The organism is Mycolicibacterium sarraceniae (assembly GCF_010731875.1).
Taxonomy (GTDB): Bacteria; Actinomycetota; Actinomycetes; order Mycobacteriales; family Mycobacteriaceae; genus Mycobacterium; species Mycobacterium sarraceniae.
Genome location: NZ_AP022595.1, coordinates 4,559,086 through 4,582,596, shown reverse-complemented (window position 1 = coordinate 4,582,596; position 23,511 = coordinate 4,559,086). Strand labels below are relative to the sequence as shown.

Below are 23,511 nucleotides of genomic sequence, written 5' to 3'. Positions count from 1 at the left end.
CGAGCTCGTGGCCGGCGTGACCGTGCTCGGCAACCTGGCCGTCGACGTCATCAACGGTGGGCGCAAGACCCCCGGCGGCTGTGCCTCGTTCTCCGGGGTGGCCATCGCGGCCACCGGCATACCCGGCGGTATCGTCGCGCTGGCGGCCGCCGCCGACCGGCCGCTGTTCGACCCGCTGCTGAACCAGTTCGGCTCGATGATCCGGATCCTGACCGCGGACTGCACGAGCGGGTTCCGGCTGGACTACTCCGACCTCGACCACCGGCAGATGTCGGTGGACGCCATCGGCCCGGTCTGGGGCCGGGCTGAGGTCGACGCCGCCGACCCCGACACCACCTGGGTGCACCTCGCGCCGCTGCTGCGCACCGACTTTCCCGCCCAGACGCTGGCGCTGCTGGCAAGGCGGGGCCATCGGCTCGCCTACGACGGCCAGGGCCTAGTGCGCGCCGACGTGGTCGGGCCGCTGGTGGTGGATCGGCACTACCCGCCGGAGCTGCTGGCCCACCTCAGCATTGTGAAGCTGGCCGAGGACGAGGCCGTCATCGTCGCCGACGGGCCCTTCAATCACGCGACCGCCGCGCGTCTCGGTGTGCCTGAGATCCTGGTGACCTACGGGTCCGAGGGGTGTGACATCTATACCGGTGACAGGTGCGTGCGCGTGCCGGCCGCCTGGCGGGTCGAAGGTGTGCAGACCACGGGTGCCGGTGACATGTTCACCACGTGTTATGTCGCGAACCGGGCGGCCGGTGCCGACCCGCGCGATGCGGCGACGGCCGCCAGCGAACTTGTTGCCGGTGAACTCGAGAAACGCCTGCAGGCGCGCCGTTAACTGAGAGCTACCCGCGAGTAGTTCTGCTCTTAGAGAATGCCATTCTCAAAAAGTGACGAACGACACACTTTTGTCTCATCCGGCCGCGGCTCATGTCCGTGAGCTGTGTCTTCTGCGCTGGCCCTGCGGCGTGTCATCGTCGGCGCGTGGTCTGGCTTGCCTAAGAAAGTGCAATAATCGGTACCGCGAGTGACAGCAACTCCTGGGCTGTCAATTCCGTCGGCGCGTCCACCTGACAGCGACGCGGAATTCACACCCGGCGGGATATGACGAAAGGCGGGGACGTGGGTCCCAACGGCAACGGTGCTACGGGCAACCGGCAGAAGCTGGAAAAGGTCGTCATCCGATTCGCGGGTGACTCCGGCGACGGTATGCAGCTGACCGGTGACCGGTTCACCTCAGAGGCCGCATTGTGGGGCAATGACCTTGCCACCCAACCGAATTACCCCGCCGAAATCCGCGCGCCACAGGGCACGTTGCCCGGCGTCTCGTCGTTCCAGATCCAGATCGCCGACTACGACATCCTCACCGCGGGTGACCGTCCCGACGTCCTGGTGGCGATGAACCCCGCCGCGCTCAAGGCCAACATCCGCGACCTGCCGCGCGGTGGTCTGGTGATCGCCAACTCCGACGAATTCACCAAGCGCAACCTCGCCAAGGTGGGCTACGAGAACAACCCGCTGGAGAGCGGCGAGCTGTCCGACTACGTCGTGCAGGCCGTCGCGATGACCACGCTGACGCTGGGCTCCGTCGAGGAGATCGGCGCGTCCAAGAAGGACGGCCAGCGCGCCAAGAACATGTTTGCGCTCGGGCTGCTGTCGTGGATGTACGGCCGCCCGATCGAGACCAGCGAAACGTTCATCCGGGAGAAGTTCGCCCGCAAGCCCGATATCGCTGAGGCGAACGTGCTGGCGCTCAAGGCCGGCTGGAACTACGGCGAGACCACCGAGGCGTTCGGTACCACCTACGACATTTCCCCGGCCAAGCTCGCTCCTGGCGAGTACCGGCAGATCTCCGGCAACACCGCGCTGGCCTATGGCGTGATCGCCGCCGGCCAGCTCGCCGATATTCAGGTGGTGCTCGGCACCTACCCGATCACGCCGGCGTCGGACGTTCTGCACGAGCTGTCCAAGCACAAGAACTTCAACATCTTGACCTTCCAGGCCGAGGACGAGATCGCCGGCGTCGGCGCAGCCATCGGTGCTTCCTATGGCGGCGCCCTCGGCGTGACCAGCACGTCGGGCCCCGGGATCTCGCTCAAATCCGAAGCTATCGGCCTGGCCATGATGGCCGAGCTGCCACTTCTGGTGATCGATGTGCAGCGCGGCGGCCCGTCCACCGGCCTGCCCACCAAGACCGAGCAGGCCGACCTGTTGCAGGTCATGTTCGGGCGCAACGGCGAGTCGCCGGTTGCGGTCCTGGCGGCCAGCACCCCATCGGACTGCTTCGAGGTGGCCATCGAGGCCGCCCGCATCGCCCTGACCTATCGGACCCCGGTCATCCTGCTGTCCGACGGTGCGATCGCGAACGGTTCGGAGCCGTGGCGGATCCCGGATATCGACTCCTTTGCGGCGATCGAGCCGAACTTCGCCAAGGCCGGCGAGGATTTCCAGCCCTACGCCCGTGACCCGGAGACGCTGGCCCGCCAGTTTGCGGTTCCCGGCACCCCCGGTCTTGAGCACCGCATCGGCGGCCTGGAGTCGGCCAACGGTTCCGGCGCCATCTCCTACGAGCCGGCCAACCACGACCTCATGGTCCGGTTGCGGCAGGCCAAGATCGCCGGGATCAGGGTGCCCGACATCGGGGTCGACGACCCGACCGGCGACGCCGAGCTGCTGCTGCTGGGCTGGGGAAGTTCGTTCGGCCCGATCGGGGAAGCGATTCGCCGGGCACGCCGCCGCGGGATCAAGGTCGCGCAGGCTCATCTGCGCCACCTCAACCCCATGCCGGCCAACCTCGGCGAGGTGCTGCGCAAGTACCCGAATGTGGTGGTCCCGGAGATGAACCTCGGTCAGCTGGCGCTGCTGCTGCGCGGCACCTACCTGGTGGACATCCACTCGGTGACCAAGGTGGAGGGCATGGCGTTTCTGGCCGATGAGCTGGAGGGCATCATCGATGCCGCCCTTGACGGGACGCTGGCCGACAGGGAAAACGACAAAGCGAAATTTGCCAGACTGGCGGCAGCTACCGTGAGTACCGGCACAGTTGGCGCAGGAGTGAACGGATGACTGACCTGATCGGCTCGGATCTGCTGGCACCCGGGGTGTCCAAGACGGCGTGGGTGCCGACGACGGACCAGCCCCAGAAAGCCAAGGACTTCACCAGCGACCAGGAGGTGCGCTGGTGCCCGGGCTGCGGTGACTACGTCATCCTCAACACGATCCGCAACTTCCTGCCGGACCTGGGCCTGCGCCGGGAGAACATCGCGTTCATCAGCGGTATCGGCTGCTCGAGCCGTTTCCCGTACTACCTGGAGACCTACGGTTTCCACTCGATCCACGGCCGTGCCCCGACCATCGCCACGGGCCTGGCGCTGGCTCGCCCGGATTTGTCGGTCTGGGTGGTCACCGGTGACGGCGACGCTCTGTCGATCGGTGGTAACCACCTGATCCACGCGCTGCGCCGAAACGTCAACATCACGATCCTGCTGTTCAACAACCGGATCTACGGTCTGACCAAGGGCCAGTACTCGCCGACCTCCGAGGTCGGCAAGGTCACCAAGTCCACCCCCATGGGCTCACTGGACTATCCGTTCAACCCCGTGTCGCTGGCGCTGGGTGCCGAAGCGACATTCGTCGGCCGGGCCCTGGACTCCGACCGCAAGGGTCTGTCGGAGGTACTCAAGGCAGCTGCCGAGCACCGCGGTGCCGCACTCGTCGAGATCATGCAGGACTGCCCGATCTTCAACGACGGCTCCTTCGACCTGCTCCGCAAGGAAGGTTCCGAGGAGCGGATCATCAATGTCCGCCAGGGTGAGCCGGTCACGTTCGGTGCCAACGGCGAGTACTGCGTGGTCAAGACCGGCTTCGGTCTAGACATCGCCAAGACCGCCGACGTCGCGGCCAGCGACATCGTGGTGCACGACGCGACGATCGCCGACTCCGCCTACGCGTTCGCGCTCTCGCGGTTGAGCGAGCAAAACCTCGAGCACACGGTGATGGGTGTCTTCCGCCAGGTCAGCCGGCCGAGCTACGACGACGCCGCGCGCGACCAGGTCCGTCTGGCCCGCGAGGCCACCCCGCATGACCGGCACGCGCTGCAATCGCTGCTGCGCGGTCGCGATACCTGGACCGTTGACTAGCTGAGCCGAGACAGGAGCCGTGAGTACGCCCGCCCCGCTGGCCGCCATTGTGTTGGCTGGTGGGGCGTCGCGCCGGATGGGGCGTGACAAGGCCACGCTGACGCATCCCGACGGTCGCACCACGATGGTCGAGTACACCGTCGGTGTCCTGGAATCCCGCTGCGCGCCGCTATTTGTGATCGCCGCCCCAGGCCAGGCCCTGCCTGCGTTACAGGCCGAGGTGCTGCGCGACGAGGTTCGCGGGGTGGGGCCGCTTCTGGCAACCGGCCGCGGACTTCGCGCGGCCGCGGCCGCCGGTCTGGAGCGGGCGTTCGTCTGCGCGGTGGACATGCCGTTCCTGACCACCGCTGTCATCGACGAGCTGGCGGACTACCGGGGTGTCGACATCGTGCTGCCCTGGGACGGCCGGGATCACTATCTGGCCGGCATCTATCGCACCGATCTCGCCGACCACATCGACATCCTGGTCGCCGCGGGTGACCGGAGTATGCGGGCGCTGGCCGAGACAGTCGTCACCCAACGGGTCGTCATCCCTGCGGGCCCGGTGCTGGCCAACGTGAATTCGCCTGCTGACGTGCAGCAGCAAATAGCACTATGAATCGGTCATTCCGGCTAATTTGATGGCGAAATTGCAAAATCCTTTTATGAATTCGGCATTCTCCGTTCATTCTCCGTTTTTGGGCCACAAGATCCGCTGAGCCACAACGCATTTCGGTTGGCGGCTCCCAGTGAAGCCGCGATATCCAGGACCTTTCTCGCCGGTTCTGATGCGGTAGGGGATCGCATGCGGAGCTCGTGTGCGCGCCGGCTGGCGGCCGTCGTTGGACGGGCTGTGGTCACCGTGTGGCCGTCGCGAACATGCCTGGCTCTCAAGGCGTCCTGAGTTCGGGGGACAGCGGTGGCTGGCGTCCGGCTATCGGAGAGTGGGCAGTCGGTCCGGCTCGATTTGATGAAAATTGTTTTCTGGCAACAGATTTGGTTCTATTGCCCGATGCGCTTCGCCGAGCGGCGCCAGCTAATGAAGTCCGCGTCTTCCGCTGTTGCGGTGCGGGATTGACCGCGCCACTCGCTTCGAGGCAACCGCATGGGCCTGTTTCGTGATCGAATCGTGTGGCTCAGCCCACAAATCAGACGTGATTTAAATCACAACATTGACGGGCGTGTCCATCAAACGCCTGGTGGCAAAACGCGGGTCTGACCTGCATAGACAACTCGTAATTTCCGGCCGTGATCATGCCGTTATCGAACCGATATAAGCGTGTCGTCGATGTGACTTCATTTGATTGGCTCCGTACGTTCCTATCCGATCCCTCTGGGGACAAACATCTCGACCGATAACTCCACAATTCGAACCCTGCGTGTGTGCGGGGCCGGGAGGTCCGAAAGGCCTTCTGCGGATCGCTGGGTGCGCAAGCCCCGAAGTGATGCCGGCCGGCCGCGCTGTCGTGCCCGACCGAGACGGCGCGACCCGAATTCCCACAGCCCAGCAACGGGCTGTACCCCGTCCGACGGTGCGGGATGGCATTCGGCGCGTGCACGGCGAAAGGAAACCTGTTGAAGAACGTCCGCACAAAACTCGCACGCTCCGCTGGAATGGCCGCGATCGGCGGTGCCGCCGTGGTGGCTCCGATGGTGCTCGGCACCGGTACTGCCTCGGCTGACGGCATGAACTGGGACGCGGTCGCACAGTGCGAGTCCGGCGGCAACTGGGCAATCAACACCGGTAACGGCTACTACGGCGGGCTGCAGTTCACCCTAGGCACCTGGCGGTCCAATGGCGGCAGCGGTTCCCCGCACATGGCCTCGCGCGATGAGCAGATCCGCGTGGCAGAGAACGTTCTGCACAGTCAGGGCCGAGGAGCATGGCCGGTCTGCGGTCGTCGCGGCTGAGTTAGCCGGCGGATTCAAGAGTGGTGCCGAGTCCCCGGACTCGGCACCACTCTTGTCTCTAGAGAAGCTTCCGTATCAAAAATCTCAGAAAAAACAATCGACACGCCCGTAACGACTGCATCACGAGGTGCGATTCACCTCACAGTGGCACACCAGTGCCCCCTTTGTCGGGAAGGGAAACACCAATGAGCACTGTGCGCGGGATCATCACCATCGCCCTCATCTCCGGAGCGCTGGCACTGGCCGGATTCGTTCTGAGCTGCGGAAACGCCAGTGCAGACAGCGGTGTGAACTGGGACGCGGTCGCACAGTGCGAGTCCGGCGGCAACTGGGGTGCCAACACCGGCAACGGCTACTCAGGTGGACTGCAGTTCAGTGACGCCACCTGGACCGCCAACGGCGGCGTCGGCAGCGCGGCCCGGGCCTCCCGTGAAGAGCAGATCCGGGTCGCCGAAAACGTCGCCGGCAAGCAGGGCATGGGCGCCTGGCCGAAGTGCGGTCAGGCCGCCGACAGCGCCACGTTCGCGACCCCGGTCTCGGCCGGCACTCCGGCCCCGGCGCAGGGCGTGTGCTCCAACGTTCTGAGCGGCCCGTTCAAGTCGGTCGACTTCAACAAGATGTGCCAGGCCTTCCATGACCCGGGCCGCGCGATCGCCAACGCCCTCGGCCTGCACTAACCGATATCGGGCAACCGAAACGCCGAACCGGCCGCGATCGACGCCAGGTGGCGGGTCACCACGGACTCCGGCAGTGCGACCGTGGCCCGGCTGGTCAACGCACTCAGCGCCGCGGGGCGCAGGTTGACCACCCGGCCAATCAATCGTGATTCGGCGACGATGGCGCGCACCCGGCGCCGACGGAATGCCTCGAACACGGTGAACGCGCTGGGTAGGTCGCGCGACAGCTCGACGACCACACCCAGCACCGCCGCGTCCTCGAGTGCCTGGCAGCCGCCCTGGCCGAGGTGCGGTCGCATCGGGTGGGCGGCGTCACCGACCAGCACCACCGGCCCCGCCGCCCAGCGCCGGGCCGGTTTGCGGTCGTAGAGGTCGTTGCGCAGCACCTCGGCGGGATTTGTGGCCCCCAGCATCGCGGGTATGGGTTCCGCCCACGACGCGAACTTAATGCGCAGGTAGGCCAGCTCACCGTGCGGTGAGGTGGCACCCTCGGGCGCTCGCTCCGTCGCGAACCAATACGTCCGGTCAGGCCCCATCGGGACGTGGCCGACTTGGGCCCCGGCGCCCATCGTCTCGCCGGCCAGATCGGCGGCGATGGCCAGCGAAGAAACCCCCCGCCACGCGGTGTACCCGGCGTAGCGATGGGGGAGCGGACCGTTGAGATGGCGGGCCACCACCGATCCGGTGCCGTCGGCGCCGACCACCGCGTCGACGTCGCGGGTCGAGGAATCGATCAGGTTCAGCCGCACCCCGGTGGGCGTGGTGCGCAGCTCGCGCACCGCAATACCGTCGATGACGGTGCCCGCTGCCAGCGCGGCGGTGAGAATGTCGCGCAGGGTGACACGGTGCAGCACGACCAGGGGCTCGCCCAGTGCCGTGACGATTCGGTCATCGGATGGCCGGCGCAGCCAGGTGCCGTCCCGCCATCGCATCGCGCCAGCGGTGATCCGGCCGCCGGCAGCCCGCACCTGGTCACCCACGCCGAGTTGGTCCAGCGCGGCGAGCGCGTTGGGCCAGATGCTGATGCCGGCGCCGGAGCTGGTGTCGGTCCGCCCTTCGAGCACTGTGACGGAATGGCCGCGGCGCTGGAGAGCCACCGCGGTGGCGAGCCCAGCGATACCGGCCCCGACGACAGCGATCTCAGCCATGGGTTGAACGTAACGTGCGCTGATGACCACGGGCTCATTCGACGACCCCGACGCCGACCTGGAATACCCCACCATCTCCTCGGATCGCACAGGCGTGTCGTTCACCCGCGAAACCGTTTCCACACGACTGCAGGCACCCCGAATATCGCTGTGCCACTTGAATTGAGAAACGGGGGTTTGGGCGCTACTGGTCACCGCCGATGACAACGGCCGCTGCCCGATTTTCGAGATCGGCCTTGACGGCGACGTCCGGCAGATCACCGCCGACGGCTTCGCCTACAGCGACGTCATCGGCACGCCTGACGGCACCATCTACGCGCTGCGGACCTCGTATGCAGCGCCGCACCCGGTGCGCATCGACCCGTCCGGGGCGCTCACCGAGTTGCCGTGCGTGGCGCTGCCGGAGGGTGCCTGGGGTGGCCCGCCGTACGAGGATGTCATGGCGGCTGTCGACGGGGCGGTAGCTGATCCCCGCATCGATGCCGAGCGCACCGCGGCGATCGTCACCCACGCCAGTCTGTGGGCGCTCGACCAGTTCGGCCCGACCACCGACGGAGCCTACTGCTGGGCGCGCGAGATGACACCGGCTATGGCACAGGACAATTCACCACACCGCGTCGTCGGGAAGATCACCACACCGATGCTGGTGATCCACGGCGACAAGGACTACCGAGGGCCCATCTGTGAGGCACTGCGACTGTGGTACGAGCTGCTGACCGAATCCGGCTTACCCGCTGCCGACGACGGCACCACCTCGCACCGGTTCCTGGGCTTCCCCTCCGAGAATCACTGGGTGCTATCCCCGCAGCACGCCAAGATCTGGTGTCAGGTGGTGACGGCGTTCCTGGCTGAGCATGTGCTGGGGGAGTCGGTCGGTTTGCCCGAAACGCTGGGCTGACTACGGCCGGTATGTTGGCGCTCATGACGCCAGAAGAGCGGGAATTCGACATCGTCGTGTATGGGGCCACTGGATTCGTCGGCAAGCTCACCGCCGAGTACCTGGCCCGCGCCGGTGGCGGTGCGCGGATCGCCCTTGCCGGACGGTCTCCCGACAAGCTGCTGGCGGTGCGGGAGACACTGGGCGAATCGGCGCAATCGTGGCCGATTCTGACCGCCGACGCCGGGTCCCCGTCGTCGCTGGCTGATATGGCCGCGCGCAGCCGCGTCGTCATCAGCACCGTCGGCCCCTACACCCGATACGGCCTGCCACTGGTGGCCGCGTGCGCGGCCGCGGGCACCGACTACGCCGACCTCACCGGCGAGGCGATGTTCGTGCGGCAGAGCATCGACGACTACCACAAACAAGCCGTCGACACCGGGGCGCGCATCGTCCATGCGTGCGGATTCGATTCCATCCCTGCGGATATGAGCGTGTTCGCGCTCTACCGGCGGGCTCTGCAAGACGGCAGTGGTGAGCTCGGCGACACCGACTTCGTACTCCGCGGATTCTCCGGCGGGGTGTCGGGCGGCACTGCCGCCTCGATGATCGAGGTCTTCGGAGCCTCCTCCAACGACCCGAACACCCGGCGCATGCTCGAAGACCCCTACACACTCACCCAAGACCGGGCCGTCGAACCCGAACTCGGTCCGCAACCGGATCTGCCGTGGCGGCGCGGTAGCAATATCGCGCCCGAACTGGCCGGGGTGTGGACGACAGGCTTCGCGATGGCGATGTACAACACCCGAATCGTGCGGCGCAGCAACGCGCTATTGCATTACGCCTACGGCCGTAGGTTCCGGTACGCGGAGAACATGAGCGTCGGGTCCTCGGTTGCCGCGCCGGTGTTATCGGCGGTGGCGAGTGTGGCGAACAACGGCATCGTCGCACTGGGCAGCCGGTTCTTCCGTTTCCTGCCACGCCGGCTGGTGGATCGCGTCGCCCCAAAACCCGGAACGGGTCCCAGCCAGCAGACCCGTGATCGTGGTTACTACCGGGCCGAGACCTACACGACCACCACCACTGGTGCGCGGTATCGGGCCACGATCTCCCAGCAGGGTGACCCGGGGTACAAGGCCACCTCGGTGATGCTCGGCGAGTGCGGCCTGGCGTTGGCGCTGGACCGCGACAAGCTCTCCGAGCTGCGCGGTGTGCTCACTCCGGCCGCCGCCATGGGTGACGCCTTGCTCGCCCGGTTTCCCGCTGCCGAGATTTCTCTGGAGACGGTCCGCCTCGAGGGCTAGTGTCGGTCAGGGTGATCAGTTGGTTCCGCGGATCTTCGGTGGCAGTGACACCAGCCAGGTGGCCTCGGCGTTGGCCGGCTCCGGGCGGGAAGAAGTAGCGCAGGTCACGACCGCCCAGGTCGCCCGCTGGGCCGGTCGCCGGCGTTCTTAGACTTGTCGGGTGACCACCACTGACGACTCCCGCGCCGACGCCCTCCCCAAGTCTTGGGATCCCGGTGCGGTAGAGGCGGGGCTTTATCAGGGCTGGGTCGCCGCCGGCTACTTCACGGCCGACGTGACGAGCGGCAAGCCCGCGTATTCGATCGTGCTGCCGCCACCGAACGTGACCGGCAGCCTGCACATGGGTCACGCGCTGGACCACACGCTGATGGATGCGCTGACCCGGCGTAAGCGCATGCAGGGCTACGAGGTGCTGTGGCTGCCCGGGATGGATCACGCCGGTATCGCCACCCAGAGCGTGGTGGAAAAGCAGCTCGCCGTGGACGGTAAGACGAAAGAAGACTTCGGCCGTGAGCAGTTCATCGACAAAGTGTGGGACTGGAAGCGCGAATCGGGCGGCACCATCGGCGCCCAGATGCGAGCGATCGGCGACGGTGTCGACTGGAGCCGGGACCGATTCACGATGGACGAGGGCCTGTCTCGGGCGGTGCGCACGATCTTCAAGCGGCTCTATGACGCGGGTCTGATCTACCGCGCCGAGCGGCTGGTGAACTGGTCGCCGGTGCTGGAGACCGCGATCAGCGATCTCGAGGTCAAATACGAAGACGTCGAGGGTGAACTGGTGTCGTTCCGGTACGGATCTCTTGCTGACTCCGAACCGCACATCGTGGTGGCCACCACCCGGATCGAGACGATGCTCGGCGACACTGCGATCGCGGTGCATCCCGACGACGAGCGCTACCGGGACCTGGTCGGCAAGACACTGCCGCATCCGTTTCACAATCGGCAGATCCCGATCGTGGCCGACACGCACGTCGATCCTGAATTCGGCACCGGCGCAGTCAAAGTCACCCCGGCGCACGATCCGAACGACTTCGAGATCGGCGTACGACACCAGCTGCCGATGCTGACGATGTTCGATACGAAGGGCCGGGTCACCGATACCGGAACGCAATTCGACGGCATGGACCGGTTCGAGGCCCGTGTCGCTGTGCGTGAGGCGTTGGCCACCGAGGGCCGGATCGTCGCCGAGAAGCGGCCGTACCTGCACAGCGTCGGCCACTCCGAGCGCAGCGGTGAGCCGATCGAACCACGGCTGAGCCTGCAGTGGTGGGTCAAGGTCGAGTCACTGGCCAAGGCAGCCGGTGATGCGGTACGCAACGGCGACACCGTCATTCACCCTAAGAGCCTCGAACCGCGCTGGTTCGCCTGGGTCGACGATATGCACGACTGGACCATCTCGCGGCAACTGTGGTGGGGCCACCGAATTCCGATCTGGCACGGCCCGGGCGGCGAGCAGGTGTGCGTCGGACCCGATGAAACCCCGCCGGAAGGCTGGAAGCAGGACCCCGACGTACTGGACACGTGGTTCTCGTCGGCGCTGTGGCCGTTCTCGACGATGGGCTGGCCTGAGCGCACACCGGAGCTGGAGAAGTTCTATCCGACCAGTGTGCTTGTCACCGGTTACGACATCCTCTTCTTCTGGGTGGCCCGGATGATGATGTTCGGCACTTTCGTCGGTTCCGATGAGACGATTCCTCAAGGCGGTACGAAGGGCCCGCAGGTTCCGTTCCGGAACGTGTTCCTGCACGGCCTGATTCGTGACGAGTTCGGCCGCAAGATGAGCAAGTCGAAGGGCAACGGTATCGACCCACTGGATTGGGTCGAACAGTTCGGTGCCGATGCGCTGCGGTTCACCCTGGCCCGCGGCGCCAGCCCGGGTGGTGACCTGTCCATCGGTGACGACGCCGCTCGCGCGTCGCGCAATTTCGCCACGAAGCTGTTCAATGCCACTCGGTTCGCCTTGATGAACGGCGCGGCACCGGCACCGCTGCCGGATTCGGCCGATCTCACCGACGCGGACCGCTGGATTCTGGGACGCCTGGAAGAGGTTCGGGCCGAGGTGGATTCGACCCTTGACAGCTACGAGTTCAACCGGGCGTGTGAGGCGCTGTACCACTTCGCCTGGGACGAATTCTGTGACTGGTACCTGGAGCTGGCCAAAGTGCAGTTGGCCGAAGGTATTTCCCATACGACCGCCGTGCTGGCCGCGGTGCTGGACACCTTGCTGAAACTGCTGCATCCGGTGATTCCGTTCGTCACTGAGACGCTGTGGAAGGCATTGAATCAAGGTGAGCCCGATGCTGCATCGCTGGTGATCGCGCCGTGGCCGACCGCCTCCGGGATCGCACTGGATCCGGTTGCCGCGCAGCGGATCGCCGATGTGCAGAAGCTGGTTACCGAGATCCGGCGGTTCCGCAGCGACCAGGGTCTGGCCGACCGGCAGAAGGTGCCGGCCCGGCTATCAGGTGTCGATGCGGCCGGCCTGGGCGGTCAGGTCGCACCGGTCACCGCACTGGCATGGCTGAGCGCATCGAAGGCGGACTTCACTCCCACCGCACACATCGAGGTGCGGCTCTCGGGTGGCACCGTCAACGTCGAGGTCGACACCTCGGGGACCGTCGACGTGGCGGCCGAACGCCGCCGTCTCGAGAAGGATCTGGCCGCTGCGCAGAAGGAATTGGCCGGTACCACAGCCAAACTCGGCAACGACGCATTCCTGGCCAAGGCGCCCGACGACGTCGTCGCCAAGATTCGCGGCCGTCAGCAACTGGCTAGCGAGGAAGTTGAGCGGATCACCGCCCGACTGGCTGCGCTGGCATGACCGACCCGACGCCTGACGAGATCGCCGCGCTGTTGCAGGTGGAGCATCTGCTCGACCAGCGATGGCCGGAAACCAAGCTGGAGCCCAGCACCGCGCGGATCGAGGCGTTGATGGAACTGCTCGGCTCACCGCAGTTGAGCTACCCGTGCATCCATATTGCCGGGACCAACGGCAAGACCTCGGTAGCCCGGATCGTCGATGCGCTGCTGGCCGCGTTCAGCCGCCGCACCGGGCGCACCACCAGCCCGCACCTGCAGTCCGCCGTCGAGCGCATCGCCATCGACAACGAGCCGATCAGTCCGGCGCGCTACGTTGAGATCTACCGCGAAGTCGAGCCGTTCGTGCACCTCGTGGACGCGCAGTCGGAGCAGGACGGTGGCCCGGCGATGAGCAAGTTCGAGGTGCTCACCGGCATGGCGTTCGCCGCCTTTGCCGACGCACCCGTGGACGTCGCCGTCGTCGAGGTCGGGATGGGCGGACGCTGGGACGCCACCAACGTTGTCGACGCGCCTGTCGCGGTGATCACCCCGATCGGCATCGATCACGCCGAATATCTCGGCGGCACCGTCGCCGAGATCGCCGCCGAGAAGGCCGGCATCATCGGGGCCCCGCGGGGCGACCTGATCCAGACGGACACCGTCGCGATCGTCGGTCGCCAGGCACCCGAGGCGATGGAAGTGCTGATGGCCCAGGCGGTTAAGTCCGACGCGGCGGTAGCCCGCGAGGATTCCGAGTTCGCGGTGCTGGGCCGACAGGTGGCCATCGGCGGGCAGGTGTTGCAGCTACAGGGTCTCGGGGGGCAGTACTGCGACATCTTCCTGCCGCTGCACGGCGAGCATCAGGCCCACAACGCCGTCGTGGCACTGGCCGCCGTCGAAGCCTTCTTCGGTGCCGGTGCCGACCGGCAGCTGGACATCGACACCGTGCGGGCTGGGTTCGCCGCGGTGACCAGCCCGGGCCGACTGGAACGGATGCGCAGCGCACCGACGGTGTTCATCGACGCAGCCCACAACCCGGCCGGCGCGGCTGTACTTGCCGACGCACTGGCCACCGAGTTCGATTTCCGGTTCCTCGTCGGGGTGATCTCGGTGATGGGGGACAAGGACGTCACCGGCATCCTCATCGCGCTGGAACCGGCATTCGACCACATCGTGGTCACGCACAACGGATCGCCCCGCGCCCTCGAGGTCGAGGCGCTGGCGATCCGGGCTGAGGAGATCTTCGGGCCCGACCGCGTTGTGCGCGCCGAAACGCTTCCGGACGCCATCGAAACCGCCACCGCACTGGTTGAAGAGTCTGCCGCCGAATCCGACGGTTTCTCCGGGGCCGGGATCGTCATCACCGGCTCGGTGGTGACGGCGGGCGCGGCGCGAACCCTGTTCGGGAAGGACCCGCAATGAGCGACACGCCCGCAGGCCCAGCTGCTCCCGACCCCTGGAAGTCCTTCCGCGGCGTCATGGCTGGCACGCTGATTCTCGAAGCGATCGTGGTGCTGCTGGCACTACCCGTCGTCAGCATGGTCGGCGGTGGACTCACCGCTTGGTCGACGGCGTATCTGGTCGGCTTCACGGTGTTCCTGGTGCTGCTGTCGGGCGTGCAGGGCCGGCCGTGGGCCGTCTGGCTGAACCTCGGCGTGCAACTCATCCTGGTCGCGGGGTTCCTCGTGTACCCCGCGATCGGAATGGTCGGGGTGGTGTTCGCGATCGTGTGGGGGATCATCGCCTACCTACGGGTCGAGGTGCTGCGCAGACAGCGGCAAGGGCGGCTGCCGAGTCAGCAGCCGCCCCAGTGAACCCCGGCGGGCACTGGCCGCGTTGCCTTTTCCGACGGCCACCCCGGTGCTCAAACCCGGGCCCTTGGGCGGATTCCTGTCGCCGCTGTTCCTAGAGCTGTAGGGCAGTCGAGTACCGTGCGCCCACAGTGGGGTAGCGGCTCACTCGAAGCGACCGTGCGGTGCTGCCTGCTGCCCGGTCGGCAGCGGCTAAGTGACTGACGGGTACGCTGTGCGCCGTGACTGAGCGGACCCTGGTGTTGATCAAGCCCGACGGCGTCGAGCGCGGGGTGATCGGCGAGATCATCAGCCGAATCGAGCGCAAAGGCCTGACGATCGCAGCGCTGGAGCTCAAGCAGGTCAGTGACGAGCTTGCTCGTGCGCATTATGCCGAGCACGACGGCAAGCCGTTCTTCGACTCGCTGCTGGAGTTCATCACCTCAGCCCCGGTGGTGGCGGCGATCTTGGAAGGCCCCCGTGCGATCGCGGCGTTTCGCCAGCTCGCCGGCGGAACCGATCCGGTGGAGAAAGCCACGCCGGGCACGATCCGCGGTGATTTCGGCCTGGAAACGCAGTTCAATCTCGTGCACGGCTCGGACTCCCCAGAGTCCGCCGAGCGCGAGATCGGTCTCTGGTTTCCCGGGGCCTAAGGGGACTTGCCGCGCCACTGTCGTCCGGACAGGGTGTGCGGTGTGGGATACTGATGCCGGATGCGTCCGCCAGGGTGCATCCGGATGAAGACTTACGACGTGCGCGACCACCTGCACCAACGGTGAGGCGCCGACCGTCACAGCCGTCATTCAGCCAGGCGCCGGGCGTGTTCCCCATGAACCGTTCGGAGCGAGACCATAAACAAGTCCGGGCGATCTAACCCGGGCAAATAGCGGAGGCCCTCGCGTGGCCGCGTCGATGTGACGCGCCCGGGGGCTCGAGGAGAATACGTGGCCGACGATGACCTCTTTCAGGAACTACCCGAAAACGAACCCCAGACGGAGTGGGGACCCCCGGCAACTGCTGCGGGTGAAGAGTTGCCTGCCCGTCTGAGGGTGCATTCGCTGGCACGGGTGCTCGGCACCACCAGCAGGCGCGTGCTCGACGCCTTGAGCGAGCTCGACGGCCGCACCCGAAGCCCACACTCCAGCGTGGATCGCACCGATGCGGTGCGAGTCCGCGATGTCCTGGCTGCCGGATCCGAGGCCAGCGCCGACGAGCCCCCCGCGCGGGAGACCCCCGCGCCCGAGGTCCTGCTGCTCGAGATCGACACCGAGATTGCCGAAGCCCGTGAGGTCGCTGAACCGGCCGACGCTGCCGATGCGTCCGAAGAGCCCGAGTCGCGGCTGATCCTGGAGACCGCCCCCGTCGAGCCGGCGGCGTACATGCCGCTGTTCGTCGCGCCCCAGCCGATCGAGACCGAACGCCGTGTCACCCGCGCCGCTCGCGACGAGGACGACGATGTCGACGATGATGATGACGACGACGAGGACGACGAGTCCGCCGCCGATACCGACGGCGACCAGTCGGAACGCCCCGCCAATCGGCGTCGTCGTCGTGGCCGTCGTGGCCGTGGCCGCGGCCGCGGCGAGCAGGGCGGTCCCGACGGCGAGGACCGCGACGAATCCGAACGGCCCGAAGGCGCCGACGAGAATGCCGAGGCCGGCGAGGACTCCGACAGCGACGACGACGACAGCGACGACGAGTCGGGCGGCGGCGAAGCCGCAACCCGTCGGCGCCGCAGGAGGCGGCGCCGCAAGTCCGGTGGTGGCGGCGGCGATGCATCTGATGACGGCTCGTCGGACGACCCGCCGAACACCGTCGTGCACGAGCGCACTCCGCGCATGGAGAAGGAGCGCGACCCCGATGCCATCCAGGGCATCAGCGGCTCCACCCGGCTTGAGGCCAAGCGTCAACGCCGCCGCGACGGTCGCGATGCCGGCCGCCGGCGCCCGCCGATCCTGTCCGAGGCCGAATTCCTGGCTCGCCGCGAAGCCGTCGAACGCGTCATGGTCGTGCGCGACAAGATCCGCACCGAACCCCCGCATGAGGGTGCTCGCTATACCCAGATCGCCGTCATGGAAGACGGGGTCGTCGTCGAACACTTCGTGACCTCGGCCGCCTCGGCGTCGCTGGTCGGCAACATCTACCTCGGCATCGTGCAGAACGTGCTGCCCTCGATGGAGGCGGCGTTCGTCGACATCGGCCGCGGTCGTAACGGTGTGCTCTATGCCGGCGAGGTGAACTGGGAGGCCGCCGGGCTCGGCGGGGCGCAGCGCAAGATCGAGCAGGCCCTCAAGCCGGGCGACTACGTCGTCGTCCAGGTCAGCAAGGACCCGGTCGGCCACAAGGGTGCGCGACTGACCACGCAGGTGTCGCTGGCCGGGCGCTACCTGGTCTACGTACCGGGCGCGTCCTCCACCGGGATCAGCCGCAAGCTGCCCGACACCGAACGTCAGCGGCTCAAGGAAATTCTGCGCGATGTGGTGCCCGATGACGCCGGTGTGATCATCCGGACTGCGTCGGAAGGCGTGAAGGAAGAAGACATCCGCGGCGATGTCACTCGGCTGCAGGAACGCTGGAACACGATCGCCGAGGAAGCCGAACGGGTCAAGGGCAACAAAGCCGGCGCCGCCATCGCGCTGTATGAAGAGCCCGATGTGCTGGTCAAGGTGATCCGCGACTTGTTCAACGAGGACTTCTCCGGCCTGGTCGTCTCCGGCGACGACGCCTGGGAGACCATCAACGGTTACGTGAGTTCCGTTGCGCCCGATCTTGTTTCGAAGCTGACCAAATATAACCCGCCCGGTGGTGACGGGCCGGATGTGTTCGCGGTGCATCGCATCGACGAGCAGCTGGCCAAGGCGCTGGATCGCAAGGTGTGGCTACCTTCGGGTGGCACCCTGGTGATCGACCGCACCGAGGCGATGACGGTCGTCGATGTCAACACCGGAAAGTTCACCGGTGCGGGCGGCAACCTCGAGCAGACGGTGACCAAGAACAACCTCGAGGCGGCCGAGGAGGTCGTGCGCCAGCTGCGGCTGCGCGATATCGGCGGCATCGTGGTGATCGACTTCATCGACATGGTGCTGGAGTCCAACCGCGACCTGGTGCTGCGGCGGCTGACCGAGGCGCTGGGCCGCGACCGCACCCGACACCAGGTATCGGAGGTGACCTCGCTGGGCCTGGTTCAGCTCACCCGGAAACGGCTGGGCACCGGACTGGTCGAGGCATTCTCGACCACCTGTACGCACTGCGCCGGCCGGGGCATCGTCCTGCACGCCGATCCGGTCGACACCGCACAGGCTGTCGGGCGCCGGTCCGAGTCAGGCCCTGGTGCCGGCGGTGGTGGTGGGCGGCGAGGTAAGCGGGGCAAGCGCGGCCGCCCCGAAGAGGCACCCGTCGCGAAGGTGCCGCAGCACTCCAGTGAGCATCCGATGTTCAAGGCGATGGCGGCGGCCAACGGTAAGCACGAGGACGACGAGGCTGAGGAAGAGCTGGCCGACGAGCTCGAGCGCGAGACAGAAGCCGAGGAGTCCGAAGACGGTGTCGACTCCGGCGCCGCCGAACTGGTCACCGAGGACGATGGTGCCGAGGAGGACGACGACGACGACGAAGACCTCGACGACGAGGACGATGCCGACGAGGACGATGCCGACGAGGACGACGCCGACGAGGACGACGACGACATCGAGGTCGACCTGGATGACGACGACGAGGATCTCGACGACGCCGACATCGAGGTCGACCTGGACGACGACGATGAGGATGACGACGAGGACGACGATGACGTGGCCGACGAATATGAGGTCGACCAGCCCGTCGAGGCCCCGGCGCCAGCAGCATCGGCCGGCCGGAACCGGCGCCGGGCGGCCGCACGTCCGGCTGGACCGCCAGCCCTATAGAGTGGCGGTTTGACCCTCCCGGTGCTGGTCACGTAACCTTGAGCAGTTGTCGCCAGGCGTCCGACGCCGGTGGCAGCGGGCTGAAGATCCCGCACCCCCAGACCCGCGCACGCAGCTTCGGTTAGCGCGCGCCCGCAGAGCAAGGCAGAGGACACGATGGCGACGTACGCAATCGTCAAGACCGGCGGCAAGCAGTACAAGGTCGCCGTTGGAGACATAGTCAAGGTCGAGAAGCTCGAGGTCGAGGCTGGCGGTTCGGTTTCGCTGCCCGTCGCCCTCGTGGTCGACGGAGCCGAGGTCACCAGCGATGCCAAGGCCTTGGAGAAGGTTGCCGTCACCGGTGAGGTGCTCGAGCACACCAAGGGCCCGAAGATCAAGATTCACAAGTTCAAGAACAAGACCGGTTACCACAAGCGGCAGGGTCACCGTCAGCCGCTGACGGTTCTCAAGGTCACCGGAATCAAGTAGTCAAGGGAGCGAACTGACATGGCACATAAAAAGGGCGCTTCCAGCTCGCGCAACGGTCGCGATTCCAACGCCCAGCGCCTCGGCGTCAAGCGGTTCGGCGGCCAGGTCGTCAAGGCCGGCGAGATCCTCGTCCGCCAGCGCGGCACGCACTTCCACCCCGGCGTGAATGTCGGCCGCGGCGGCGACGACACGCTGTTCGCCACCGCCCCCGGCGCTGTCGAGTTCGGCGAGAAGCGTGGCCGCCGGACGGTCAACATCGTTCGCGTCGCGCGACCGGAGTAAGTCTCACTCGCGAGTGTGAAACCACTGCGAGGTTGAGGCTGATATCTCGCAACAGGTTCACACTTAGCGGTTGAAAGGACTCTCCGATGCCCCGTTTCGTTGACCGCGTCGTCATCCATGCCCGCGCGGGCAACGGCGGGAACGGCTGTGCCTCGGTACACCGGGAGAAGTTCAAGCCACTCGGTGGACCCGACGGCGGTAACGGCGGCCGTGGCGGCAGTGTCGTGCTGATTGTCGATCCGCAGGTGCACACTCTGCTGGACTTCCATTTCCATCCGCATGTCGCGGCACCGTCCGGGACACCGGGGATGGGCAATAACCGCGAGGGGTCCAACGGCTCCGATCTCGAGGTGAGAGTGCCTGACGGCACCGTCGTGGTCGACGCCAATGGCCGTCTGCTGGCCGATCTGGTCGGTGCGGGCACCCGTTTCGTGGCCGCCGAGGGCGGCCGCGGTGGGCTGGGCAACGCCGCGCTGGCGTCCCGGGCCCGCAAGGCCCCGGGATTCGCGCTGCTCGGCGAGAAGGGCCAGGAGCGCGAGCTCACCCTGGAGCTCAAGACTGTCGCCGACGTCGGGCTGATCGGCTTTCCGTCCGCTGGTAAATCCTCACTGGTGTCTACGATCTCGGCGGCCAAGCCGAAGATTGCCGACTACCCGTTCACCACGCTGGCGCCCAATCTCGGCGTCGTGTCGGCGGGGGAGCATACCTTCACCGTCGCCGACGTCCCCGGTTTGATCCCGGGCGCCTCGGCGGGCCGTGGGCTGGGCCTGGATTTCCTGCGCCATATCGAGCGCTGTGCGCTGCTTGTCCACGTGGTCGACTGCGCCACCCTGGAACCCGGTCGCGACCCGATCTCCGATATCGATGCACTGGAGGCCGAGCTGGCCGCGTATCGGCCGACGCTGCAAGGCGATTCGACACTCGGCGACCTGGCCGACCGGCCGCGGGCGGTGGTGCTCAACAAGATTGACGTCCCCGAGGCCCGGGAGCTGGCCGACTTCGTGCGCGCCGACGTCGAGGCGCGTGGCTGGCCGGTATTCGAGGTATCGACCGTGAGCCGGGAAGGCTTGCGGGAGCTGACTTTTGCGCTCTGGGGGATGGTGGACGCCTACCAGACCGCACAGCCCGAGGTGGTGCCGCGGCGCCCGGTGATCCGGCCGATTCCCGTCGACCAGACCGGGTTCACCGTCGAGGCCGATCCGGCACACCGCGGCGGTTTCATCGTGCGCGGGGTGCGGCCGGAACGCTGGATCGCCCAAACCAACTTCGACAACGACGAAGCCGTCGGCTATCTCGGCGACCGGTTGGCCCGGCTCGGCGTGGAGGACCGACTGCGCAAACTCGGCGCCAAACCCGGCTGTGCGGTCACCATCGGCGATATGACCTTCGATTGGGAGCCGCAGACCCCGGCCGGTGTCGACGTTGTACCGACCGGCCGTGGCACCGATGCCCGGCTGGAGCAAACCGATCGAATCGGCGCCGACGAGCGCAAGGAGGCCCGCCGCCAGCGTCGCGAGCACGAGGACGGCGCGTGAGCGAGTACCGCGACGCCGTGCGCTCCGCGCGCAGCGTCGTCGTCAAGATCGGTACCACCGCACTGACCACGAAGTCGGGGTTGTTCGACGCGGGCCGGCTGGCTCAGCTCGTCGACGTGATCGAGGCGCGGATGCAGGCCGGATCCGATGTCGTCATCGTGTCCTCGGGTGCGATCGCGGCCGGTATCGAACCGCTCGGCCTGAATCGGCGCCCGACCGATCTGGCCACCAAACAGGCCGCCGCCAGCGTCGGGCAGGTGGCCTTGGTCAACTCCTGGAGCGCGGCCTTCGCCCGCTATGACCGCACGGTCGGTCAGGTTCTGCTGACCGCACACGATGTTTCGATGCGGGTGCAGCACACCAACGCCCAGCGCACGCTGAGCCGGCTGCGGGCCCTGCATGCCGTGGCCATCGTCAACGAGAACGACACCGTGGCCACCAACGAGATTCGCTTCGGTGACAACGATCGGCTCTCGGCGCTGGTGGCCCACTTGGTAGGTGCGGACGCGCTGATCCTGCTCTCCGACATCGACGGGCTCTACGACGGGGACCCCCGCAAGTCGTCGGATGCCCGATTCATCCCGGAGGTGGCTGGGCCGGATGACCTCGACGGCGTGGTGGCCGGTCAGGGCAGCCGGCTGGGCACCGGTGGGATGCGGTCCAAGTTGTCCTCGGCGCTGTTGGCCGCCGACGCCGGGGTTCCGGTGCTGCTGGCCGCGGCGGGCGATGCCACGGCGGCGCTCACCGATGCATCGGTGGGCACGGTCTTCGCGCCTCGACCCGACCGGATGTCGGCGCGGCGGTTCTGGGTTCGCTATGCGGCGGAGGTTGCCGGGGCTCTGACCCTGGATGTTGGTGCCGTGCGCGCGGTGGTCAAGCAGCGACGCTCGCTGCTGGCGGCCGGTATCACCGAGGTGACGGGCCGGTTCTTCGGCGGTGATGTGGTCGAGCTGCGTGATCTGGACGGGGAGATGGTTGCCCGCGGGGTGGTGGCCTATGACGCGGGGGAGCTGTCCACGATGATCGGCCGGTCGACCTCGGACCTGCCGGCCGACATGCGCCGTCCCGCCGTGCATGCCGACGACCTTGTGGCGGTTTAGCTTGCGTTCGTGAGCCCGGACAGTTCGTCGGCCAGTAGCGCCAGCATCGGCGAACAGCCGCTGTCCACCGTGACCGTCGCGAGGTTGTCGCCGCGGGTGGCGCCGCGGTTCACGATCGCGATCGGCTTGCCCAGCGCGGCGGCCTGCCGCACGAACCGGTACCCGGAGAACACCGTCAGCGACGATCCGGCGACTAGCAGTGCATCTGACTCTTCGACCATCGAATAAGCCTGCGCGACAATCTCTTTGCGCACACTCTCGCCGAAGTAGACGATATCCGGTTTGAGCATCCCTGCGCATGACGGGCAGTCGAGGAATTGGAAGGATTCGGTGTCACTGACCACGGCGTCGGCATCGGGCGCCACCGCGATACCGCCGAGTCGTTCGGCCCGCTCGGTGAATCCAGGATTGGCCGCCTCGAGTTCGTCGGCCAGTGCCGCGCGTGACATGGGGTGCCCACAATCCAGGCACACCACTTGGGCATAGGTGCCGTGCAAGTTGATGACGTTTCGGCTGCCGGCCTTGGTGTGCAGCAGGTCGACGTTCTGGGTGATGACACCGCTCACCACACCGGCACGCTCCAGGTGCGCCAGCGCCCGATGCCCGGCATTGGGCGGGGTCTGCGCCATGTGTCGCCAGCCCAGGTGATTACGGGCCCAGTAGCGCTGCCGGAATGCGCGACTCGAGGTGAACTGGCGGATCGTCATCGGGTTCGCCGGCGGCGAATCCGGGCCACGATAGTCGGGAATGCCGGAGTCTGTGGAGATCCCGGCACCGGTCAGCACCGCGACGCGACGACCCGCCAATAAGGCGACGAGTTCGGGGCTTTCCACGTATTCAAGGGTAGGTGCTTAGCCGAAATTTGTGAGCGGGCTGAGTACGTCGTGAGCGAACTGGGTGATGTTGAGCGTCGGATTCCCGTCCGGGTAGCTCACGGTGGCCAGCAGGTTGGCGCCGGCGTCGACGAAATCGCCGTCGGCGCGGTCCTGGTGCGTCGACGAGGTCACCAGGATGATGCCGGAGGTGCCGGCCTGTTTGGCCAGCGGCACCGAGAACTGCGCGTTCTGGACGGTGCTGTTGGCACGGTCCTCCACGATGATCCGGCTGTCGGGAAAACCGAGCATCAGCAGCATCCGGCGCATCTGAGCGGCTTCGGTGACGCCGTTCTTCGGGTTACCGCCGGTGACGATGATCGGTGAGTGTGGGTACATCTGGGCTACCGCGAGCCCGGTCAGCACTCGGCGGCGCAGGATCATCCGCATCGAACCGTCGGGCAGCAGGCCGTATCCCAGCACGACGATCGCGGGATTGGAGAAATCCTTGGCGGCCGGTAGGGGCGCCGGAGGCGGGTCGGCTTGAGCGACAGCGGGAATGAGCTCGCCGATCAGGCCGGCGACAACCAGCAGCAGAGCGCCGCAGGCGGCCTTCCATCGACGACGCATGCTTCCTCCGGCCCGTGTGAGTTTACTGCCTCGATAATCGCACGGGTGGAGGCAGCCGTTACTCCCGTCTCAGAGGTCACCGCGTGAATCGGCTCCCCCTGGCTGGCTCCGCGCCTGAGATGGCCGCGGCCGTCAACAACATTTCGATCCCCCGATCTAGTGGGCCG

The 23,511-nt window shown here is 66.8% G+C and carries 20 protein-coding genes and 1 pseudogene; 18 read left to right on the top strand and 3 right to left on the bottom strand.

The features are described from left to right. Nucleotides 1–16: 16 nt before the first annotated feature. The 6 genes from G6N13_RS22865 to G6N13_RS22840 all read left to right on the top strand — a co-directional run bounded on the left by G6N13_RS22865 (nucleotide 17) and on the right by G6N13_RS22840 (nucleotide 6,697). A complete protein-coding gene (locus G6N13_RS22865; protein ID WP_163702458.1) occupies nucleotides 17–829 on the top strand; it encodes a PfkB family carbohydrate kinase in 813 nt (270 codons plus the stop codon). A 284-nt stretch (nucleotides 830–1,113) separates the two neighbouring features. Beyond that, nucleotides 1,114–3,057 (top strand): 2-oxoacid:acceptor oxidoreductase subunit alpha, encoded by a 1,944-nt coding sequence (locus G6N13_RS22860; RefSeq protein ID WP_163702457.1) that lies wholly within the window; start codon nucleotides 1,114–1,116, stop codon nucleotides 3,055–3,057. After that, on the top strand, nucleotides 3,054–4,130 hold the full coding sequence (locus tag G6N13_RS22855; protein WP_163700899.1) for a 2-oxoacid:ferredoxin oxidoreductase subunit beta: 1,077 nt from the start codon (nucleotides 3,054–3,056) through the stop codon (nucleotides 4,128–4,130). Before G6N13_RS22860 ends, G6N13_RS22855 begins: the two co-directional genes overlap by 4 nt. Nucleotides 4,131–4,149: 19 nt before the next feature. Next, nucleotides 4,150–4,728: a molybdenum cofactor guanylyltransferase gene (mobA, locus tag G6N13_RS22850; protein ID WP_163700895.1), complete on the top strand. Its 579-nt coding sequence runs from the start codon at nucleotides 4,150–4,152 to the stop codon at nucleotides 4,726–4,728. A gap of 995 nt (nucleotides 4,729–5,723) precedes the next feature. After that, a complete protein-coding gene (locus tag G6N13_RS22845; protein WP_235678116.1) occupies nucleotides 5,724–6,020 on the top strand; it encodes a transglycosylase family protein in 297 nt (98 codons plus the stop codon). A 185-nt stretch (nucleotides 6,021–6,205) separates the two neighbouring features. Next, nucleotides 6,206–6,697: a transglycosylase family protein gene (locus G6N13_RS22840; protein ID WP_163700892.1), complete on the top strand. Its 492-nt coding sequence runs from the start codon at nucleotides 6,206–6,208 to the stop codon at nucleotides 6,695–6,697. On the opposite strand, the gene G6N13_RS22835 is transcribed toward G6N13_RS22840, so the two are convergent. Next, nucleotides 6,694–7,845, bottom strand: coding sequence for an FAD-dependent oxidoreductase (locus G6N13_RS22835; protein WP_163700889.1), 1,152 nt, complete (start codon nucleotides 7,843–7,845; stop codon nucleotides 6,694–6,696). The genes G6N13_RS22840 and G6N13_RS22835 overlap by 4 nt on opposite strands. 40 nt (nucleotides 7,846–7,885) lie before the next feature. On the opposite strand from G6N13_RS22835, the pseudogene G6N13_RS22830 reads away from it, so the two are divergent. From G6N13_RS22830 to proB, 12 genes and pseudogenes are all read left to right on the top strand, one after another. Then, nucleotides 7,886–8,743, top strand: a pseudogene (locus tag G6N13_RS22830) (alpha/beta hydrolase family protein); the annotation flags it as partial. A 23-nt stretch (nucleotides 8,744–8,766) separates the two neighbouring features. Beyond that, nucleotides 8,767–10,026 (top strand): saccharopine dehydrogenase family protein, encoded by a 1,260-nt coding sequence (locus G6N13_RS22825; protein WP_163700887.1) that lies wholly within the window; start codon nucleotides 8,767–8,769, stop codon nucleotides 10,024–10,026. A gap of 19 nt (nucleotides 10,027–10,045) precedes the next feature. Then, a complete protein-coding gene (locus G6N13_RS25765; RefSeq protein ID WP_268949066.1) occupies nucleotides 10,046–10,177 on the top strand; it encodes a hypothetical protein in 132 nt (43 codons plus the stop codon). Between the two features lie 9 nt (nucleotides 10,178–10,186). Further along, complete coding sequence (locus tag G6N13_RS22820; protein WP_163700885.1) at nucleotides 10,187–12,850, top strand: valine--tRNA ligase; 2,664 nt, start codon at nucleotides 10,187–10,189, stop codon at nucleotides 12,848–12,850. Further along, a complete protein-coding gene (folC, locus tag G6N13_RS22815; protein ID WP_163700882.1) occupies nucleotides 12,847–14,250 on the top strand; it encodes a bifunctional tetrahydrofolate synthase/dihydrofolate synthase in 1,404 nt (467 codons plus the stop codon). Before G6N13_RS22820 ends, folC begins: the two co-directional genes overlap by 4 nt. Next, nucleotides 14,247–14,642, top strand: a complete 396-nt coding sequence (locus G6N13_RS22810) for a DUF4233 domain-containing protein (protein WP_163700879.1) — start codon at nucleotides 14,247–14,249, stop codon at nucleotides 14,640–14,642. The genes folC and G6N13_RS22810 overlap by 4 nt, the downstream gene beginning before the upstream one ends. A gap of 218 nt (nucleotides 14,643–14,860) precedes the next feature. Then, nucleotides 14,861–15,271: a nucleoside-diphosphate kinase gene (gene ndk / locus G6N13_RS22805; protein WP_163700875.1), complete on the top strand. Its 411-nt coding sequence runs from the start codon at nucleotides 14,861–14,863 to the stop codon at nucleotides 15,269–15,271. A gap of 291 nt (nucleotides 15,272–15,562) precedes the next feature. After that, the gene (locus G6N13_RS22800; RefSeq protein WP_163700871.1) at nucleotides 15,563–18,517 is read left to right on the top strand and encodes a ribonuclease E; all 2,955 of its coding nucleotides are present in this window, start codon (nucleotides 15,563–15,565) and stop codon (nucleotides 18,515–18,517) included. Between the two features lie 156 nt (nucleotides 18,518–18,673). Beyond that, on the top strand, nucleotides 18,674–18,985 hold the full coding sequence (gene rplU / locus G6N13_RS22795; RefSeq protein WP_163700868.1) for a 50S ribosomal protein L21: 312 nt from the start codon (nucleotides 18,674–18,676) through the stop codon (nucleotides 18,983–18,985). Between the two features lie 18 nt (nucleotides 18,986–19,003). After that, a complete protein-coding gene (rpmA, locus tag G6N13_RS22790; protein WP_163700865.1) occupies nucleotides 19,004–19,267 on the top strand; it encodes a 50S ribosomal protein L27 in 264 nt (87 codons plus the stop codon). An 86-nt stretch (nucleotides 19,268–19,353) separates the two neighbouring features. Then, the gene (gene obgE / locus G6N13_RS22785; protein ID WP_163700862.1) at nucleotides 19,354–20,802 is read left to right on the top strand and encodes a GTPase ObgE; all 1,449 of its coding nucleotides are present in this window, start codon (nucleotides 19,354–19,356) and stop codon (nucleotides 20,800–20,802) included. After that, nucleotides 20,799–21,902, top strand: a complete 1,104-nt coding sequence (proB, locus tag G6N13_RS22780; RefSeq protein ID WP_163700859.1) for a glutamate 5-kinase — start codon at nucleotides 20,799–20,801, stop codon at nucleotides 21,900–21,902. The genes obgE and proB overlap by 4 nt, the downstream gene beginning before the upstream one ends. Here proB and G6N13_RS22775 read toward each other — a convergent pair. Together G6N13_RS22775 and G6N13_RS22770 are read right to left on the bottom strand one after the other, a co-directional pair. Beyond that, on the bottom strand, nucleotides 21,899–22,735 hold the full coding sequence (locus G6N13_RS22775; RefSeq protein ID WP_163700856.1) for an NAD-dependent protein deacetylase: 837 nt from the start codon (nucleotides 22,733–22,735) through the stop codon (nucleotides 21,899–21,901). The two genes, proB and G6N13_RS22775, sit on opposite strands and share 4 nt — an antisense overlap. An 18-nt stretch (nucleotides 22,736–22,753) precedes the next feature. Next, a complete protein-coding gene (locus G6N13_RS22770; protein ID WP_163700853.1) occupies nucleotides 22,754–23,344 on the bottom strand; it encodes a YdcF family protein in 591 nt (196 codons plus the stop codon). Between the last annotated feature and the right edge of the window lie 167 nt (nucleotides 23,345–23,511).

Excerpts from the sequence above, each read along its gene's own strand:
- G6N13_RS22855 (WP_163700899.1), top strand. The coding sequence starts at position 3,054 with ATGACTGACCTGATCGGCTCGGATCTGCTGGCACCCGGGGTGTCCAAG.
- G6N13_RS22845 (WP_235678116.1), top strand. The coding sequence starts at position 5,724 with ATGGCCGCGATCGGCGGTGCCGCCGTGGTGGCTCCGATGGTGCTCGGC.
- G6N13_RS22840 (WP_163700892.1), top strand. The coding sequence starts at position 6,206 with ATGAGCACTGTGCGCGGGATCATCACCATCGCCCTCATCTCCGGAGCG.
- G6N13_RS22835 (WP_163700889.1), bottom strand. The coding sequence starts at position 7,845 with ATGGCTGAGATCGCTGTCGTCGGGGCCGGTATCGCTGGGCTCGCCACC.
- G6N13_RS22825 (WP_163700887.1), top strand. The coding sequence starts at position 8,767 with ATGACGCCAGAAGAGCGGGAATTCGACATCGTCGTGTATGGGGCCACT.
- folC (WP_163700882.1), top strand. The coding sequence starts at position 12,847 with ATGACCGACCCGACGCCTGACGAGATCGCCGCGCTGTTGCAGGTGGAG.
- G6N13_RS22810 (WP_163700879.1), top strand. The coding sequence starts at position 14,247 with ATGAGCGACACGCCCGCAGGCCCAGCTGCTCCCGACCCCTGGAAGTCC.
- rplU (WP_163700868.1), top strand. The coding sequence starts at position 18,674 with ATGGCGACGTACGCAATCGTCAAGACCGGCGGCAAGCAGTACAAGGTC.
- rpmA (WP_163700865.1), top strand. The coding sequence starts at position 19,004 with ATGGCACATAAAAAGGGCGCTTCCAGCTCGCGCAACGGTCGCGATTCC.
- obgE (WP_163700862.1), top strand. The coding sequence starts at position 19,354 with ATGCCCCGTTTCGTTGACCGCGTCGTCATCCATGCCCGCGCGGGCAAC.
- G6N13_RS22770 (WP_163700853.1), bottom strand. The coding sequence starts at position 23,344 with ATGCGTCGTCGATGGAAGGCCGCCTGCGGCGCTCTGCTGCTGGTTGTC.